At 69.4% G+C, this 15,061-nt stretch carries 14 protein-coding genes and 1 riboswitch; of the genes, 5 read left to right on the top strand and 9 right to left on the bottom strand.

The window, feature by feature from the left end; translation table 11 throughout:
- Nucleotides 1-74: 74 nt before the first annotated feature.
- Together ACFLIM_RS23840 and ACFLIM_RS23835 are read right to left on the bottom strand one after the other, a co-directional pair.
- Entirely contained in the window at nucleotides 75-332 is a 258-nt protein-coding gene (locus ACFLIM_RS23840; RefSeq protein WP_393168897.1) for a CoA transferase, read from the bottom strand.
- Between the two features lie 79 nt (nucleotides 333-411).
- On the bottom strand, nucleotides 412-1,152 hold the full coding sequence (locus ACFLIM_RS23835) for a methyltransferase domain-containing protein (protein WP_393168895.1): 741 nt from the start codon (nucleotides 1,150-1,152) through the stop codon (nucleotides 412-414).
- A gap of 67 nt (nucleotides 1,153-1,219) precedes the next feature.
- Here ACFLIM_RS23835 and ACFLIM_RS23830 point away from each other — a divergent pair, with 67 nt between their 5' ends.
- The 3 genes from ACFLIM_RS23830 to ACFLIM_RS23820 all read left to right on the top strand — a co-directional run bounded on the left by ACFLIM_RS23830 (nucleotide 1,220) and on the right by ACFLIM_RS23820 (nucleotide 4,569).
- Nucleotides 1,220-1,624: a MerR family transcriptional regulator gene (locus tag ACFLIM_RS23830; RefSeq protein WP_393168893.1), complete on the top strand. Its 405-nt coding sequence runs from the start codon at nucleotides 1,220-1,222 to the stop codon at nucleotides 1,622-1,624.
- Between the two features lie 420 nt (nucleotides 1,625-2,044).
- Nucleotides 2,045-2,187, top strand: a riboswitch (cyclic di-AMP (ydaO/yuaA leader).
- A 61-nt stretch (nucleotides 2,188-2,248) separates the two neighbouring features.
- Complete coding sequence (locus ACFLIM_RS23825; protein ID WP_393168892.1) at nucleotides 2,249-2,929, top strand: glycoside hydrolase family 25 protein; 681 nt, start codon at nucleotides 2,249-2,251, stop codon at nucleotides 2,927-2,929.
- Nucleotides 2,930-3,171: 242 nt separating this feature from the next.
- Nucleotides 3,172-4,569 (top strand): MFS transporter, encoded by a 1,398-nt coding sequence (locus ACFLIM_RS23820; RefSeq protein ID WP_393168890.1) that lies wholly within the window; start codon nucleotides 3,172-3,174, stop codon nucleotides 4,567-4,569.
- 109 nt (nucleotides 4,570-4,678) lie between these two features.
- Here the strand turns inward: ACFLIM_RS23820 and ACFLIM_RS23815 are convergent, their stop codons facing one another.
- The 4 genes from ACFLIM_RS23815 to ACFLIM_RS23800 form a co-directional block, all read right to left on the bottom strand.
- Nucleotides 4,679-4,915, bottom strand: a complete 237-nt coding sequence (locus ACFLIM_RS23815) for a hypothetical protein (protein ID WP_393168887.1) — start codon at nucleotides 4,913-4,915, stop codon at nucleotides 4,679-4,681.
- A 106-nt stretch (nucleotides 4,916-5,021) separates the two neighbouring features.
- Nucleotides 5,022-6,326 carry an acyltransferase family protein gene (locus ACFLIM_RS23810; protein WP_393168885.1) on the bottom strand — a complete coding sequence of 435 codons (1,305 nt, stop codon included), beginning with the start codon at nucleotides 6,324-6,326 and terminating at the stop codon, nucleotides 5,022-5,024.
- Nucleotides 6,327-6,504: 178 nt separating this feature from the next.
- Nucleotides 6,505-7,713 (bottom strand): acyl-CoA dehydrogenase family protein, encoded by a 1,209-nt coding sequence (locus ACFLIM_RS23805; RefSeq protein WP_393168883.1) that lies wholly within the window; start codon nucleotides 7,711-7,713, stop codon nucleotides 6,505-6,507.
- A 69-nt stretch (nucleotides 7,714-7,782) separates the two neighbouring features.
- Nucleotides 7,783-8,976 carry an MFS transporter gene (locus tag ACFLIM_RS23800; protein WP_393168880.1) on the bottom strand — a complete coding sequence of 398 codons (1,194 nt, stop codon included), beginning with the start codon at nucleotides 8,974-8,976 and terminating at the stop codon, nucleotides 7,783-7,785.
- A gap of 89 nt (nucleotides 8,977-9,065) precedes the next feature.
- Here ACFLIM_RS23800 and ACFLIM_RS23795 point away from each other — a divergent pair, with 89 nt between their 5' ends.
- On the top strand, nucleotides 9,066-9,638 hold the full coding sequence (locus ACFLIM_RS23795; RefSeq protein WP_393168878.1) for a TetR/AcrR family transcriptional regulator: 573 nt from the start codon (nucleotides 9,066-9,068) through the stop codon (nucleotides 9,636-9,638).
- 6 nt (nucleotides 9,639-9,644) lie between these two features.
- On the opposite strand, the gene ACFLIM_RS23790 is transcribed toward ACFLIM_RS23795, so the two are convergent.
- A complete protein-coding gene (locus tag ACFLIM_RS23790) occupies nucleotides 9,645-10,571 on the bottom strand; it encodes a glucosyl-3-phosphoglycerate synthase (RefSeq protein ID WP_393168876.1) in 927 nt (308 codons plus the stop codon).
- Nucleotides 10,572-10,604: 33 nt separating this feature from the next.
- The gene (locus ACFLIM_RS23785; protein ID WP_393168874.1) at nucleotides 10,605-12,077 is read right to left on the bottom strand and encodes a helix-turn-helix domain-containing protein; all 1,473 of its coding nucleotides are present in this window, start codon (nucleotides 12,075-12,077) and stop codon (nucleotides 10,605-10,607) included.
- Nucleotides 12,078-12,334: 257 nt separating this feature from the next.
- Here ACFLIM_RS23785 and aceA point away from each other — a divergent pair, with 257 nt between their 5' ends.
- Entirely contained in the window at nucleotides 12,335-13,621 is a 1,287-nt protein-coding gene (gene aceA / locus ACFLIM_RS23780; RefSeq protein ID WP_393168871.1) for an isocitrate lyase, read from the top strand.
- A gap of 91 nt (nucleotides 13,622-13,712) precedes the next feature.
- Here the strand turns inward: aceA and ACFLIM_RS23775 are convergent, their stop codons facing one another.
- Nucleotides 13,713-15,059 (bottom strand): 6-phospho-beta-glucosidase, encoded by a 1,347-nt coding sequence (locus ACFLIM_RS23775; RefSeq protein WP_393168868.1) that lies wholly within the window; start codon nucleotides 15,057-15,059, stop codon nucleotides 13,713-13,715.
- Nucleotides 15,060-15,061 lie beyond the last annotated feature (2 nt).

The following is a 15,061-nucleotide window of genomic DNA, read 5'->3' as shown; positions in this document are numbered from 1 at the left end:
TACAGGACAAGTCGGTTGATCGACGACATATCCGCCCGAATACCAGGTACGGCCTCGGCAGCTTCACCGACGTCCTAGTCCTGGAGCCACTCGGCCAGGACCTCTGCCGTGTGCTCGCCGAGACGAGGCGGCGGGAGCCGTACGGAGCCAGGTGTCCTGGACAGTTTCACGGTGACGCCGGGCAGGGGCACGGAGCCGAGCGAGGGGTGCTCGACCTCGGCGATCACCCCGCGGTGCCGCAGCTGCGGATGGTGTACGGCCGGCGACGGCCGGCTCGGCACCATCGGATGGGCCGCCTGCCCGCTGCCCCGGTGACGCGGCCTGCCGGTCACGCCGGCGTCCGCCGACTCCGGTAGACCTCCGGCATGATGCGCGGCCTTGGCGAGCTCGCGAACCGCCGCGGCGCGTGCGCTACTCCTCAGGTCGCGAGGCCGAGGCCATGAAGATCGGCAACGCCAGGAACATGCGACCTGCCTGGGCTCGTTCCTTCTGCTCGCTCACCCACGCCGCTTCCTGCTCAGGGGTGACGGCTCCGGCCGCACGGGCGCCCTCCGCGATGCCGGTGAGCATGGGCAGCATGGCCGCGTCGGTGAAGACGCTCATGTGCGCCTCCACCGCGACGTCCTCGAACCCGGTGTCGAGCAGCAGGTTGCGGTAACGGCGGGCCGCCCGCGGATTGGCGGTCAGGTCGGCGCGGGCGTGCACGATGGTCCGGGTGAGCGCCGGGTCGTCGGAGTCGATGACGAAGGTGTCCCAGTCCTGCCCGATGAGCACGACGCGACCGCCCGGAGCGAGCACCCGCTTGGCCTCCTCCAGCGCCTTGGCCGCGTCGGCGAGCTCGTGGAAGACCTTCTCGGCTCGATACCCGGCGACCTCGCCGTCCTCGAGCGGCAGGCCGAAGGCGTCGCCGATCCGGAAGTCGGCCTGCGGCCACCGACGGCGGGCCACCGCGATCATCTCCTCGCTGACGTCCACGCCGATCGCCCGCGCCCCGCGCTCCCCCAGCTCGTGTACCGCACGTCCCGCGCCGCAGCCCACGTCCACCACGGCCGCGCCGTCCGGGAGGCCGAGCAGCTCGGACGAGCGCGCCCGCAACGCGACCGCCCCCGGCAACGCGTCGACGACGTCGAGCAGCTGAATGAATGATTCCATGTGTTCCGTCGTTTTGGACATGCGAGCCAGCATGCGACTTAATGTCGGCATGAAGTCAAATGCGACCATGAGCATCGGCGACATCGCGGAGCGGTTCGGGCTGGCCACGCATGTCCTGAGGCACTGGGAGGCCATGGGCCTGCTCTGCCCGGCCCGGATCGGCGGGGAACGCCGCCGATACGGGCCCGACGACCTCTACCGGGTGGCCGTGATCCTGCGCGCCAAGGAAGCCGGATTCAGCCTCGACGACATCCGCGAGATGATGACCACCTCGGACGCGGCGGAACGGCGTGGTGTCCTGCTGCGCCGTCGGGCGGAGCTCGCCCGGCGCATCGCCGAGGCGCAGGCGTCGCTCGAGCTCATCGACTGCGCACTGGACTGCGACCACGAGGACTTCACCAGCTGTTCCCATTTCCAGTCCATGGTGGCCGAGCGGATCTCCGTATCCTCCCCGCCACACGTGCGAGTGTGAGCCGGGCCGCCACCGCGAGGGGGCCACGCCCCTCGCACCGGCAGGCATCAGCTATTAGGCAGGATAGTAGGAAGCGCCACTTGCCACGCAGGAGATCAGCCTGGGCCTTCGGCCAGAGCAAGGCAACGGCGGCATGGACTTCGGGCCGGTACAGAAGGCGCCCCTGCTCAGCCACATCGAATCGCCGGCCACGAAGTTGCTGATCGGTCCCGGAGCGGACGGTGCCGGAAGCCCGTCTCGGTTCGCAAGGTGCTTCAGGCGCTGCAGCGCCACCGGGTTCTCGCCTACACGACTGTGATGTCGCACTCGCAAAACTTGCGGTTTGTCTACTTGTCAGGCTTTTGGTTAATACGTTATCTTCTGCGAAATACATCCGGTTTGTCCGGTCGCTACTTTGAGCATCGCATGACATCGCAGGCGCGCCTGTGACCGCTGAGTCCGCCTGCGGGCGGAACCGGGGACCCGTTCGTACTACTTGGGGTGAATTGGCACGGATAGTGCCATAGGGCAGCTTCCACGCCCGAACCCGTCAGCTAACCCGGTAAGCGGTATGGAAGCAAGGAGAACTCCCTACCGATGGCCGACCACCGTCCTACCCCAGCCCCGAAGATCAACATCGCCCGAATGGCCACTCCCGGAATCGTGCGTAAGCTCGCGGCGACCGCCTTGCTGACCATGATCACCGCCGTGGCTGGTGCGTCCGTCGCCAGTTCCGCGCATGCCCATGAGTTCGCCTACGGCCAGGACGTCTCCAACTACGAGCCGGCGCACGACTGGGCTGCCAGTGGCGCGGAGTTCGGCATCGTCAAGGCGACCGAGGGCACCGACTTCACCGACCGCGCCTTCGCCCGCCACTGGGCCGAGATGGCCGGGCAGAACATGGTGCGCGGCGCCTACCACTACGGTCGCCCGGCCAACGACCCCGTCGCCGAGGCCGACTTCTTCCTGTCCGTGGTGAACAAGCAGCCGGCCAAGCCCGGTGACCTCCTGGCCCTGGACCTGGAGACCACCGACGGCAAACCCGCGGCCTACGTCAACGCTTGGGCCAAGACGTGGCTGGAGCGGGTGAAGGCCAAGACCGGCGTCACCCCGTTGTTCTACTCCGGCTGGAACTTCGCCAGCAAATACGGTCAAGGCCTCGGCCAGTATCCGCTGTGGGTCGCCCACTACAGCAAGGCCAAAGGTACGGTCACGCCACCCCCGCCGTGGAAGACGTGGACCATCCACCAGTACACCGACAGCCCGGTGGACCAGAACGTCTCCTCCGTGAGCCTGGACCAACTCCGCGCCCTGGGCCGTAAGTAGCCAGAGTGTCTGGACGCGCGGCCCGCCCCTTGGGTGCCCCGCGCCGACCGATCAGTGTCCGCGGGCTGCGCAAGCGCTTCGGCGAACTGGAGGTGCTCAAGGGCGTCGGCCTGGACGTCGAGCGGGGCGAGGTGGTCGTACGGCACGCGCCGCGCGAGCAGCTAATTCGTACAAGAGTGTTCAGGTTTTGGCCATAAGGGGCTACAGTAAGTCGAACATCAGTGTTTACTTACGGAGGCCTCGTGACTGACTCAGCCACGCAAGCGGTGCCGGACTCGCGGCGGTGGATCGCTCTCGTGCTGCTCTGCGTCGCCCAGTTCATGCTGATCCTGGACGTTACGGTGATCAACGTGGCGCTGCCGAGCATCGGCTCCGGCCTGGACCTCGACCGCGCCTGGCTCACCTGGGCCGTCACCGCCTACACGCTGTGCTTCGGCGGGCTCATGTTGCTCGGCGGCCGCCTGGGGGACGCCTACGGCACGCGCCGGATCCTGCTGGCCGGCCTGACCCTGTTCACCCTCGCCTCGCTGGTCACGGGCCTGGCCACCAGCGGGCCCGTACTGATCGGCGGACGGCTCGCCCAGGGCGTGGGCGCGGCGCTGCTGTCCCCGTCCGCGCTGGCCACCATCACCCGCACCTTCCACGGCGCCGAACGCGGCAAAGCGCTCGGCGCATGGGCGGCGCTCGGCGGAGCCGGATTCGCGGCGGGCGCGCTGCTCGGCGGGCTGCTGACCGCATGGCCCGGCTGGCGCTGGGTGTTCTTCATCAACGTCCCGGTCGGGCTGGCCGTGCTGGTTCTGCTGCCCCGCATGGTCGCCGCGCACCGTCCCGCGCGCCGGCGGCGCATCGACCTGCCCGGCGCCGTCCTGGCCACCGGGTCGACCGCGGCCCTCGTCTACGGCCTGGTCAACGTGGGCGACTCCGGATGGGGGTCGGCCACGACCCTGCTCGCGCTCGGTGGCGCCCTGGCGGGATACGTTCTGTTCGCGGTGGTCGAGCGAGCCACCGCCGAACCGTTGATGGACGTGCGGATCCTGGCCCGCCGGCCGGTCGCCACCGGCGCGTTCCTGATGCTCGCCGCCACCGCGCTGCTGCTGGCCATGGTCTTCCTCGGCTCGCTCTACCTGCAGCGGGTGCAGGGCATGCCCGCGCTGGTCACCGGGCTCCTGTTCGTGCCGGTGGCGCTCGCGACCGGGGCTGTCGGGCACCTGGCCGGGCACGTCATCCATCGGCACGGCGCGCGGGGGGCCGCCGTCAGCGGACTACTGCTGGCCGCCGCCGGCGCGACCGTCCTCGCCCTGGTGGACGGCACCGCCGGGGTCATCACCGGCCTGGCGATCGGCGCGGGCGGCATCGTCCTGACGTTCGTCGCCGCCACCACCACCGCGCTCGGATACGTCTCTCAACACGAGGCGGGACTGGCTTCCGGCGTGGTCAACACCTTCCACGAGGTCGGTGGGTCAGTCGGCGTCGCGGTCGTATCCGCGATCGCAGCTCGCGGCATCGAGGCCGGCACGGCCAGCGGTTTCCCTGCCGCGTACGCGGTGGCGGCGGGCGCGGCGGTCGTCGCCGCACTCATCGCGGTCGCGCTCGTCCCGAAGGGCAAGGCGCACCTGCCCGAAGGCGTCCATCTCCACTGACTTTCTGCAGGGACAACCGATGACAAGGTCCGCGACCAGCGCCATCGCGCCCGGCAACGACCCGTTCCCGCCGGAGGGCTCCCCTGTGTTGCCGGCCGAGCGCGGCCCATCATGACTCCCCGGCGGCGCGGGACTCGACGCCCCTCTCCGCGATCAAATAGGTGATCTCTGGGCGCGTGAGCAGTTCTCGCATGCGATCGATGCTCACGGTGATCGCGGCCCCCTGATTCTGGTGCTCGGCGAGCTCACGCATCAACCCATGAACGATCGCTGCGGAGGGGTTACAGGCGACGGTGAAGTCGATGTAGACGTTGTCGCCGTCTCCGGGGCCGCTCTGGCCGAGCACATGCCGCCGGCTGGGTCGATAGGAGATCTCACCGTCGCAATGGTCGGTGACGACGCGCTTGCGTGGGCATTGAGACTCCGCGAAGGTGCGACCGGAACGGTTTGGGTCAACCGGTCGTCTCGCCTCGTCTTCGAGTAGCCAAGTGGGCCAGGCGACGGCCGAGTGTCTGAGCCGGCTGCTCGATGAACCGGTAGCTCAGGGCAGCGCAGGAGAGTACCGCCGCCATCAGCACGATGGACCACGTCAGCCGCTCGGGGAATGGGATCAGGGCGGCATCCGGGATCAACCGTCGCATGGCCTGTATCGCGAGGGGATGGAGCAGATAGATGGAGTAGCTGATCAGCCCGAGCCGTACGAGGAAGCGCGGCAGAGCGGCGGACCGCAGAAGACGGCCGATCACGAAGGTCAGCCACGCCGCCGCGACGGCAGTGGACCAACTCCACTTGAACGCCAGTGCCTGCTGGTCGGACATGCCCCAGCCGGGGCCGAACCAGACCGCGGCGGCGATGGACGCGATGGGCACCAGTCCGATCAGCCAGCCCGCTCCTGCCCGGCTGAGCTGCCCGTGGTCCAGTCGATAGAACGCGGTACCGGCGAGCATGGTGGACACGATGGCCAAGCTCTGCCAGGCCCCGATCCGGCTGTTTACCCCCAGCAGCACCACGACCAGGACCGCCACGGCAGTCGCACCGCATAGTCGTAGGCGATGACCACCGCCGAGGATCGCGGCGACTCCCGCCATCAGCACAACGGTGGCAATCAGCACGACGACGTCACCGCCGAGACCGCGGGACAAGGCGCCGGCCGGAAGCACGCCACCGACGAGCACGCCCGCTGCCGCGAAGGCGAGCGCGCCGGTGGTGCTCGCACGGTGCAGCCCGAACACGAACATCGCCGTCACCAGCAGGTAGAACACCATCTCGTAGGACAACGTCCAGAACACGTTGACGACACTGACCACCTGAAGGACATCTTGCAGCATCGTCAGGTGAGCCACTGTGGACACGGCCGGGTGGTCGCTCAACTGGCCGGGCAGGGCCGAGTACACCGGAAGGAGACCGAACACGGTCCCGGCGATCGCCGCGACGATCCACAGGGGGTAAAGCCGGAACAGCCGGTTGATCCAGAACCCGGCGATGCTACCGCGCCGTTCGAGCGAGACCGGCACCACGTACCCGCTGACGAGGAAGAACATCATGACGCCGTATTGGCCGAAGTCGAACCATGGGCTGATGATCGCGCGAACCTCGGGAAAGAGGGGATCCAGCAAGTGTTCGAAGACCACAGCGATCACGGCCACACCCCGTAGGGCGTCCAGCCATGTCTGCCGGCGGGTCGGCGGAAGCACCTGCGCTCGGGCCACGGCTTGCAGCCCGCCACCGCCCTCCCGCGCGGCCAGGTTGATAGACATTCGGGTCACACTATGAGGTCAACCTGAGCGGATGCTCAGAGCGAACCCAAGATGAGGTGCATAGCGGCCGACTTCCTGGGGGCGCACGGCCAAGCCCGGATGTCAGGCCAGTTTGTCAGGAGGAGACTCTCGGCGCGACACCGGTCACGAATGCGCGGCGGTGGTGAATCGGACATTTTCAGCGAACCTGCAGGCCCGTGACCGCGCGGCCGATGATCAACCGCTGGATCTCCGACGTCCCCTCGAAGATCGTGTAAATCTTGGCGTCACGGTGGAAGCGTTCCACGGGATGCTCCCTCGTGTATCCCGCCCCGCCCAGGATCTGGATCGCCTGCTCCGTCACCCACACCGCCGTCTCTCCCGCCACCAGCTTCGACATCGAGCCCTCCGCCTGCTCGAACCGTTTGCCGTTGCGGGCCATCCAGGCGGCCCGCCAGGTCAGCAGGCGGGCGATGTCCACGCGGGTGGCCATCTCGGCCAGGAGGAAGGCGATCGCCTGGTTCTCGCCGATCTTGCGGCCGAACTGCTCCCGCTCCCGGGCGTAGTCCCTGGCGTACTCGAAGCCCGCCCTGGCGATGCCGACGGCCATCGCGGCGACCGACGGGCGGGTGGTCTCGAACGTCCGCATCGCCGCCTGCTCCCCGGCCCGCTCCCCATTGCGTACGCGGGCCAGCCGGGCCTCCAGCTTCTCCTTGCCCCCGAGCAGGCACGACCCCGGCACGCGGACGTCGTCCAGGATCACCTCGGCCGTGTGGGAGGCGCGGATCCCGTGCTTGCGGAACTTCTGGCCCATGGACAGGCCGGGGGTGCCCGGGGGGATGACGAAGGACGCCTGGCCCCTGGTGCCGAGGGACGGCTCGACCGTGGCCACGACCACGTGGACGTTGGCGATGCCGCCGTTCGTGGCCCAGGTCTTGACGCCGTTCAGGACCCAGTCGCCCTTGTCGTAGACGGCGCGGGTGCGGATGGCGCCGATGTCGGAGCCGGCGTCCGGCTCGGAGGCGCAGAAGGCGCCCAGCTTGACGTCGTCCTCCGAGCCGAACATCTGCGGCAGCCACTCCCCCATCTGCTCAGGGGTGCCGTTCGAGGACAGGGCGGCGGCGGCCAGGCCGGTTCCGACGATGGACAGGCCGATGCCCGCGTCGCCCCAGAAGATCTCCTCGAACGCCACCGGCAGCGCCAGCCCGCTCTCCTCGAACCACTGGGTGGCGAAGAAGTCGAGCGAGTACAGGCCGATCTTGGCGGCTTCCTGGATGACGGGCCAGGGCGTCTCCTCCCGCTCGTCCCATTCGGCGCCGGCCGGGCGGATCACGTCGCGGGCGAACGCGTGCACCCAGTCGCGTACCTCGACCACGTCGTCACTGAGCTCCGGACAGAACCCGCTCATGCGCTGCACTCCTCCATGGGTTACCACTGGTAACACCTTACCGGCCAGTAGGTCCGCCGGGGAAGCGGGTTACCGAGGTGACCTCGCCGAGGCCAGTACGACCAGGGCCGCCACGCCCATGCCGATCGCGAGGCCGTACATGAGCGGGGTGAACCCGCCGAACGCGGCGGCCACCTGCGGGCCGACGCTGCCGCCGACGGCGAGCGCGAAGGAGAACAGCGCCAGCGCGGTCCCCCGCGCCTGCCCTGCCCTGGTGGAGATGGACTCGTTCATGCTGGGCAGGCCGCCGGTGATGGCGGCGACGTACACGGCGAGCAGCAGCACCAGTACGGCGGCGCCGGTGAGGCCGACGGCCGCCAGCGCGAGGGCCCCGCCCGCCAGGAACGCCGCGGACCTGATCGTCGGCGAGATCCTGGCCAGCCAGGGCATGCCGAGCGGCACCAGCACGATCGACGGCAACCCGGCCGCCCGCAGCGCGAGCAACTCGGTCGGGGAGGTCACGCCGTAGATCTGCAACCCGGTGTAGACCGCCACGAATCCGACCATCAGCATGATCGTCGCCACATAACGGAGCACGAGTACGCGGTCGAACAGCAGACCGGGCACCGCCCGATAGACGGACAACAACGATCCGGTGCGCTCGCGCGGCAGGTCGGGCAGCATGACGGCGCGCAGCCCCAGCGCGGCCAGCGCGAACCCCGCCGCCGAGCCCAGGAACATGCCGCGCCAGCCGATCGCGTCCACCGTGACCTGGGCAATGACCTGCAACAACACGGCGGACGCGAGGAACGATCCGGTCACCGCGGCGATCGCGGCCACGCGGCGGCGCGGCTCGAACCGCTCGGCCACGTACGCCAGGCCCGCGGGCGGGAACATCGCCACCGCGACCCCCTGCACCGCCCGCAACCCGAACGCCACCTCGGGCGACGGGCTCAGCGCCACCAGCGCCGTGGTGATCGCGGCCAGCGGCAATCCGATCATCAGCAACCTGCGGCGGCCATAACGGTCGGACAGGGGACCGAACACCAGGAAGCCGACGCCGTACCCGATGCCGAACGCGGTCACCAGCCAGGTCAATCCGCCGGCCGAGGATCCCCAGCCGGTGGCCATGTCGTGCAGGAGCGGGATCACGACGTACAGCTGGCCGCTGACCAGCACTCCGGTGAGCGTGAAGATCGCGAGCGTGCGGCCGAACGGGGCGTGGACGGATTCACCGGCCGCTTGGTCCGGCGCCGACGGTTTGCAAGGAGAGGTTATTGCCATGAGCCGGGACGGTAGCCAACCAACTAGTTGGATGTCAACCGTTCGGTTGGTTTGCAACCAACCGGTTGGTAGAGGCTATGATGGCCCCCATGGCACCCAAGGTCTCGACCGCCGCCACCCGGGCCGCCCTGCTGGAGGCCGCGCGGGAGGAGTTCGCCGCGTACGGCGTGGCAGGCGCCCGCGTGGATCGCATCGCCGAGCGCGCCGGCGTCAACAAGGAACGCATCTACGGCCATTTCGGCAGCAAGGAGAAGCTGTTCGACGCGGTCATCACGGAGGCGCTCGACGACCTGACCGCCCAGATCGCGCTACCCGGCGCCGATCCGGTGGACTACGTGGCGAAGCTGACCGACTACTACCACTCGCATCCCGAGCTGGTGCGGCTGCTGATGTGGGAGGCGCTCAACTACCGCGGCCAGGACCTGCTGCCGGGCCAGGAGTCGCGCGTGGAGCGTTGTGCCCGCAAGTCGGCCTCGCTGGCGGCGGGCCTGGGGGAAACGCCCTCGGCGAATACGGCGCGGCTGCTGTTCATGCTGACGGGGCTGGCGCTGTACCCGTCGATGATGCCGCAGCTGGGGCGCATCATTCTGGGGGAGAACGTCGAGGACCACGAGGCCATCCGCGACCAGATCGCCACCTTCGTCGCGGCCAGCCTCAAGTAACAGCCGTTACGCGGCGATGGTGATCATCGGGGGCCGTTCGCCGATCCCGATGTCCCTCACCGTCACGTCATGCCCGTCCAACCCCCTCCGGAACTGCGACAGCCGTACCGAAGGCTCATGGCAGGACTGGATTTTGCCCTGGCGTTGCAGCCGCGACCAGGCCGCCAGCATGATCTGCGACGCCATCCTCCCGAGCGCCTCTGTCGACTGCGGCCGGTGCTCGCGCGTCCCCAGATCCACCTGCGCGAACGCGTCCAGCCCGGCCAGTTCGAGCAGGTCGATCAGCAACCCGAGCTCGACCCCGTACCCGGTCAGGAACGGCACCCGCTCCAGGGCCGACCGGCGGCCGGCGTACTCGCCGGCCAGCGGCTGCACGAAGCCCGCCAGTTCCGGCCAGTGCAGGTTGATCAGGGGGCGGGCCACCAGCTCCGTGACCCGGCCGCCGCCCGCGGGCGCGCCGTTCAGCGGACGGTCGTAGCAGCCCTTGGCGTACACCACGGAAGGATCCGCGAGCAACGGGCCGAGCAGCCCGAATATCATCGAGGATCGGAAATTCCGGAGGTCTGCGTCGGCGAACACCACCACATCCCCCGACGTGACCGCCAGCGACTTCCACAGCGCCTCGCCCTTGCCGTCGAGCGGCTTGAGGTGCGGCAGGATCTCGTCCTGGGCGTGCACCACGGCCCCCGCCCGCGCCGCCACCAGCGCGGTGTCGTCGGAGGAACGCGAGTCGATGACCACGAGCTCGTCGACGAGCCCGCCGAGCTCCCGCCGGATGGTCCCGACGATGTCACCCACGGTGTCCCGTTCGTCACGGGCAGGGAGCACCACGCTCACCGTGGTCTGCCCCTTGGCGGCCATCACATCCCCGAGTGGCCAGTCCCCGGCGCACGAAGTGCGGCGCCGCAACCATCCCCACACTTCAGGCAGCATGCGACCCCTCCCCCCGTTTCCCCACATATCAGCTTATGTGGTGGCGGCGTGCCGCTCCAGGAAGGTGTAGACGTCGGCCTCGTCCACGCCGGGGAACGACCCCGGCGGCAGCGCGGCCAGGACGTGCGAATTGGCGCGGGCGGACGGCCAGGCGTACCCCTCCCAGCGTTCGGCCAGCTCGGCGGGCGGGCGGCGGCAGCAGTCGCCGTTCGGGCAGTTGGATTTGGTGCGGTTGGTGGTCTCGCGGCCCCGGAACCACCGCGACTCCTTGTACGGCACCCCGAGCGTGATCGCGAAGTCCCGCTCGCGCGACGGATCGACGTGGGCCACGCAGAAATAGGTCCCCGTGGGCGAATCGGAGTACTGGTAGAACACCGAGAACCGATCCGGCGAGGCGAACACCTGCCGCCCCGACCACTGCAGGCACATCCGCTGCCCCTCGATGGCCCCCTGCTCGTCGGCGGGGAAGACGATGCCGTCGTTCTCGTACGCCTTGTAGATGGTACCGCCGGCGTCGTTGCGCACGAAGTGGCAGACGAGGCCCAGGTGGTGGGTGGCCAGGTTGGTGAAGCGGTGGGCGGCCATCTCGTACGACACCGCGAACACGTCCCGCAGGTCCTCCACCGACACCGCCCGGGAGGACTTGGCCTCCTGGAGGTAGAGCGCGGCGGCACCCTCGGGGACGAGGACGGCAGCGGCGAAGTAGTTCGCCTCGGTGCGCTGGCGCAGGAAGTCGGCGAAGTCGCGCGGCTTGTCGTGGCCGAGCGCGAGGTGCCCCAAGGTCTGGAGCAGGATCGTGCGCGGGGTGTGCATGCCGAGTTGCTCGTGCTTGACGTAGATGCGGCGGTTGCGGAGGTCCGTGATGGAACGTACGGAGCGGGGCAGGTCCTGCGCGGTGTGCACGGTGTAGCCGAAATGCGTGACCAGGCCCTGGATCATGCTCTGGGACAGGGCGCCGGTCCGGTATCCGACCGCGTCGAGGGCCTGCGCGGCGGCCTTCTCGATCTCGGGGAAATAGTTGCCCACCTCGCGCTGCCGGCGCCGCAGCTCGGCGTTGGCGGCCCTGGCCTCCTCCGGCGTGGCGGTGCCCCGGGCCTGCCTGGCGCGCAGCTCGCCGTACAGGCCGAGGAGGTGTTCGAGCACATCGTTCGGCACGCGGGCGGAGACCTTCAGCCGCGGCAGGCCGAGCCCGGCGTAGATGGGGTCGCGTTGCGCCTCCTCCAGCGCGATCTCGAGCTGGGCGCGGCGGTTGGGCGGCTGGCGGCGCAGCAGCTCCTCGACGGGGACGCCCAGGGCGGCCGCCAGCGACTTGAGCAGCGAGAGCTTGGGCTCGCGCTTGCCGTTCTCGAGCAGCGACAGCTGGCTGGGCGCCCTGCTGACCCGCGAGCCCAGGTCGGACAGGGTGAGGCCACGCTGTTTCCGCAGGTGGCGGAGGCGCTGCCCAAACGCGATCAGATCAAGCTCCTGCGTCAAAGACAGCGGTTCTTCGCCTAGCAAGGACGCCATGGCCGAATCTTAGACAGAAATTCGGCCCATTTTCTAGCCTCCCGGCCAGAGAGCCTGGAGACTGCCGCGCCGTTCTTCGCTCACCACGATTGGTCTAGGCCAACGGGAAAAATCGCGATTGTTTCACCGGTGAATACCCGCCAGTAATACCGCATGCGGAAATTATGATGATTCTTCTCCATGATTCCGACTATTGGCGCCGCCTCCTGGGGCAGAGACTCGGCGTGAGCCCAGGGGACGACCTCAAGGAGTCAACGATGAACGATCGCCTCAAGGGAGCTGCTGAGCAGCTGAGGGAAGAGTGGGACAACGATCCTCGCTGGGAGGGTGTCGAGCGCACCTACAGCGCGGAAGACGTGATCAGATTGCGCGGCAGCGTCCAGGAGGAGCACACGCTGGCCCGGCTCGGCGCCGAACGGCTGTGGAACCTGCTGCACACCGAGGACTACGTCAACTCCCTCGGCGCGCTGACCGGCAACCAGGCGGTCCAGCAGGTGCGGGCGGGCCTGAAGGCGATCTACCTGTCCGGCTGGCAGGTCGCCGCGGACGCGAACCTGGGCGGGCAGACGTACCCGGACCAGAGCCTCTATCCGGCCAACTCCGTGCCGGCCGTCGTGCGCCGCCTCAACAACGCGCTGTTGCGCGCCGACCAGATCACCTGGTCGGAGGGTGCCGTCGAGGCTCCGCACTGGCTGGCGCCGATCGTGGCCGACGCGGAGGCGGGGTTCGGCGGGGTGCTGAACGCGTTCGAGCTGATGAAGGGCATGATCGCGGCGGGCGCCGCGGGCGTGCACTGGGAGGACCAGCTCGCCTCGGAGAAGAAGTGCGGCCATCTGGGCGGCAAGGTGCTGATCCCGACCGGCCAGCACATCAAGACGCTCAACGCCGCCCGGCTCGCCGCGGACATCACGGGAGTCCCGACACTGATCATCGCGCGGACCGACGCCCAGGCCGCGACGCTGCTGACCAGTGACGTGGACCCGCGCGACCAGGCGTTCACCACCGGCGAGCGCACCGCGGAGGGCTTCTACCGGGTCAGGAACGGCCTGGCGGCGTGCGTCGCCCGCGGCCTGGCGTACGCGCCGCACTCCGACCTGCTCTGGATGGAGACGGGTACGCCCGACCTGGACGTGGCCCGCGAGTTCGCCGAGGCGATCAAGGCCGAGTATCCGGACCAGATGCTGGCCTACAACTGCTCGCCGTCGTTCAACTGGAAGAAGCACCTGGACGACTCCACGATCGCCAAGTTCCAGCGGGAGCTGGGGCACATGGGGTACAAGTTCCAGTTCATCACCCTCGCCGGGTTCCACTCGCTGAACCACTCCATGTTCGACCTCGCCCAGGGGTACGCCAACGAGGGCATGGCGGCGTACGTGGAACTGCAGGAGGCGGAGTTCGCCGCCGAGCGGCGCGGCTACACCGCCACCCGGCACCAGCGCGAGGTCGGCACCGGCTACTTCGACCTGGTCAGCACGGCCGTGGCGCCCGACTCCTCGACGACGGCGCTGAGGGGGTCCACGGAGGAGGAGCAGTTCGGCCACTGACACCCTGATCTCGCCGGCCACCTCCAGGGCATGGGATGGTTCCCCGGCGATCGGCCGCGCCAGTCTCCCCCAGCACTGGCGCGGCCACTCTCTACGAAGGCTCAGGGAAGACGGCCGCCAGTTCCGGGATGCGCGCACGGTAGCCGTCGAGCAGCCTGCGCGCCGTCGCCACCGAGTCGACCAGGGGATGCAGCGCGAACGCCGCGACCGCCAGCCGGGACGATCCGGTCAGCGCGGCCTCGATCGCCGTCTGCTCCACCGCTTTCACCTGCTGGACGAGGCCGAGGAAACGGCCGGGCAGGGGGCGGGTGGCCAGCGGCCGGACCCCCGCGCCGTCGACCGCGCACGGGATCTCCACGACCGCCTCCTCGGGCAGGCCGGGCACCGCGGTGCCGTTGCGCACGTTGAGGATCATGGAGGTCGGCTCGCCGCGGGCGATGGCGGCCATGAGGGCGAGCGCGATGCCCTCGTACCCCCCTGCCTCCAGGTCGGCGGCGTCACGCTCGCCGGCGTCCGTGAAGTCGCGGGCCTCGGCCATGTACGTCGCGTCGCGCTGCCTGCGCGCCCTGACCCACTCGGCGAGGGCCTGGCCGGGCCGCGCGCGCACGGCCGCGTAGAACTCCTCCTGCTGGCCCAGCAGGGACTCCCCGCGGGTCTGCCCGGAGATCGCGGCGACGGACTCGTGGGTGAAGTAGTAGTAGTACAGGTATTCGTTGGGCAGCGCGCCCAGGGTGCGCACCCAGTCGGCGCCGAAGATGCGGGCCTCCTCCACCTGCCGCAGCGCCGTCTCGTCGGCGAGCAGCCCTGGCAACACGTCGCGGCCCTCGTGAACGAGGCCGTGCAGCCAGCCGAGGTGGTTGAGCCCCACGTAGTCGGGCGACACGCGCGCCGGGTCGAGCCCGAGGGCGGCGGCGGCCCGCCGGACCAGCCCGATCGGCGAGTCGCAGATGCCGATCACCCGGTCGCCGAGCACCCGCCGCATCGCCTCGGTGATCATGCCGGCCGGGTTGGTGAAGTTGATGACCCAGGCCCGGGGCGCGAGGGCGGCCACCCGTTCGGCCACGCGCACCGCCACCGGGACGGTACGCAGGCCGTAGGCGATCCCGCCGGGACCGGTCGTCTCCTGGCCCAGCAGGCCCAGCTCCAGCGCGACCCGCTCGTCGGCGGTACGGCCCGCCAGACCGCCGACGCGGATGGCCGAGAAGACGAACGCGGCGTCGCGCAGCGCCGTGTCCAGGTCGGTGGTGATCCGCACCGCGGGCGGATCGTCGTGCCCGGCCGCCAACTGCCGCAACACGTGCCGGATGGCCTCCAGCCGATCCTCCGACACGTCGTAGAGCACCACCTCCTCCACGCGCGGCTTCGCCCTGTCGCGCAGGAGCGCGCCGTACACGAGCGGCACCCGGAAGCCGCCGCCCCCGAGAACGGCCAGTCTCATCA

It is taken from the genome of Nonomuraea marmarensis (genome assembly GCF_043197025.1).
In the GTDB taxonomy this organism is placed as follows: Bacteria; Actinomycetota; Actinomycetes; order Streptosporangiales; family Streptosporangiaceae; genus Nonomuraea; species Nonomuraea marmarensis.
Note: the sequence above shows the minus strand (reverse complement) of the source record. Positions and strands in the feature narration are given on the sequence as shown.

Excerpts from the sequence above, each read along its gene's own strand:
- aceA (WP_393168871.1), top strand. The coding sequence starts at position 12,335 with ATGAACGATCGCCTCAAGGGAGCTGCTGAGCAGCTGAGGGAAGAGTGG.
- ACFLIM_RS23800 (WP_393168880.1), bottom strand. The coding sequence starts at position 8,976 with ATGGCAATAACCTCTCCTTGCAAACCGTCGGCGCCGGACCAAGCGGCC.
- ACFLIM_RS23835 (WP_393168895.1), bottom strand. The coding sequence starts at position 1,152 with ATGGAATCATTCATTCAGCTGCTCGACGTCGTCGACGCGTTGCCGGGG.
- ACFLIM_RS23805 (WP_393168883.1), bottom strand. The coding sequence starts at position 7,713 with ATGAGCGGGTTCTGTCCGGAGCTCAGTGACGACGTGGTCGAGGTACGC.
- ACFLIM_RS23785 (WP_393168874.1), bottom strand. The coding sequence starts at position 12,077 with ATGGCGTCCTTGCTAGGCGAAGAACCGCTGTCTTTGACGCAGGAGCTT.
- ACFLIM_RS23810 (WP_393168885.1), bottom strand. The coding sequence starts at position 6,326 with ATGTCTATCAACCTGGCCGCGCGGGAGGGCGGTGGCGGGCTGCAAGCC.
- ACFLIM_RS23795 (WP_393168878.1), top strand. The coding sequence starts at position 9,066 with ATGGCACCCAAGGTCTCGACCGCCGCCACCCGGGCCGCCCTGCTGGAG.
- ACFLIM_RS23825 (WP_393168892.1), top strand. The coding sequence starts at position 2,249 with ATGGCCACTCCCGGAATCGTGCGTAAGCTCGCGGCGACCGCCTTGCTG.
- ACFLIM_RS23775 (WP_393168868.1), bottom strand. The coding sequence starts at position 15,059 with ATGAGACTGGCCGTTCTCGGGGGCGGCGGCTTCCGGGTGCCGCTCGTG.
- ACFLIM_RS23830 (WP_393168893.1), top strand. The coding sequence starts at position 1,220 with ATGAGCATCGGCGACATCGCGGAGCGGTTCGGGCTGGCCACGCATGTC.
- ACFLIM_RS23790 (WP_393168876.1), bottom strand. The coding sequence starts at position 10,571 with ATGCTGCCTGAAGTGTGGGGATGGTTGCGGCGCCGCACTTCGTGCGCC.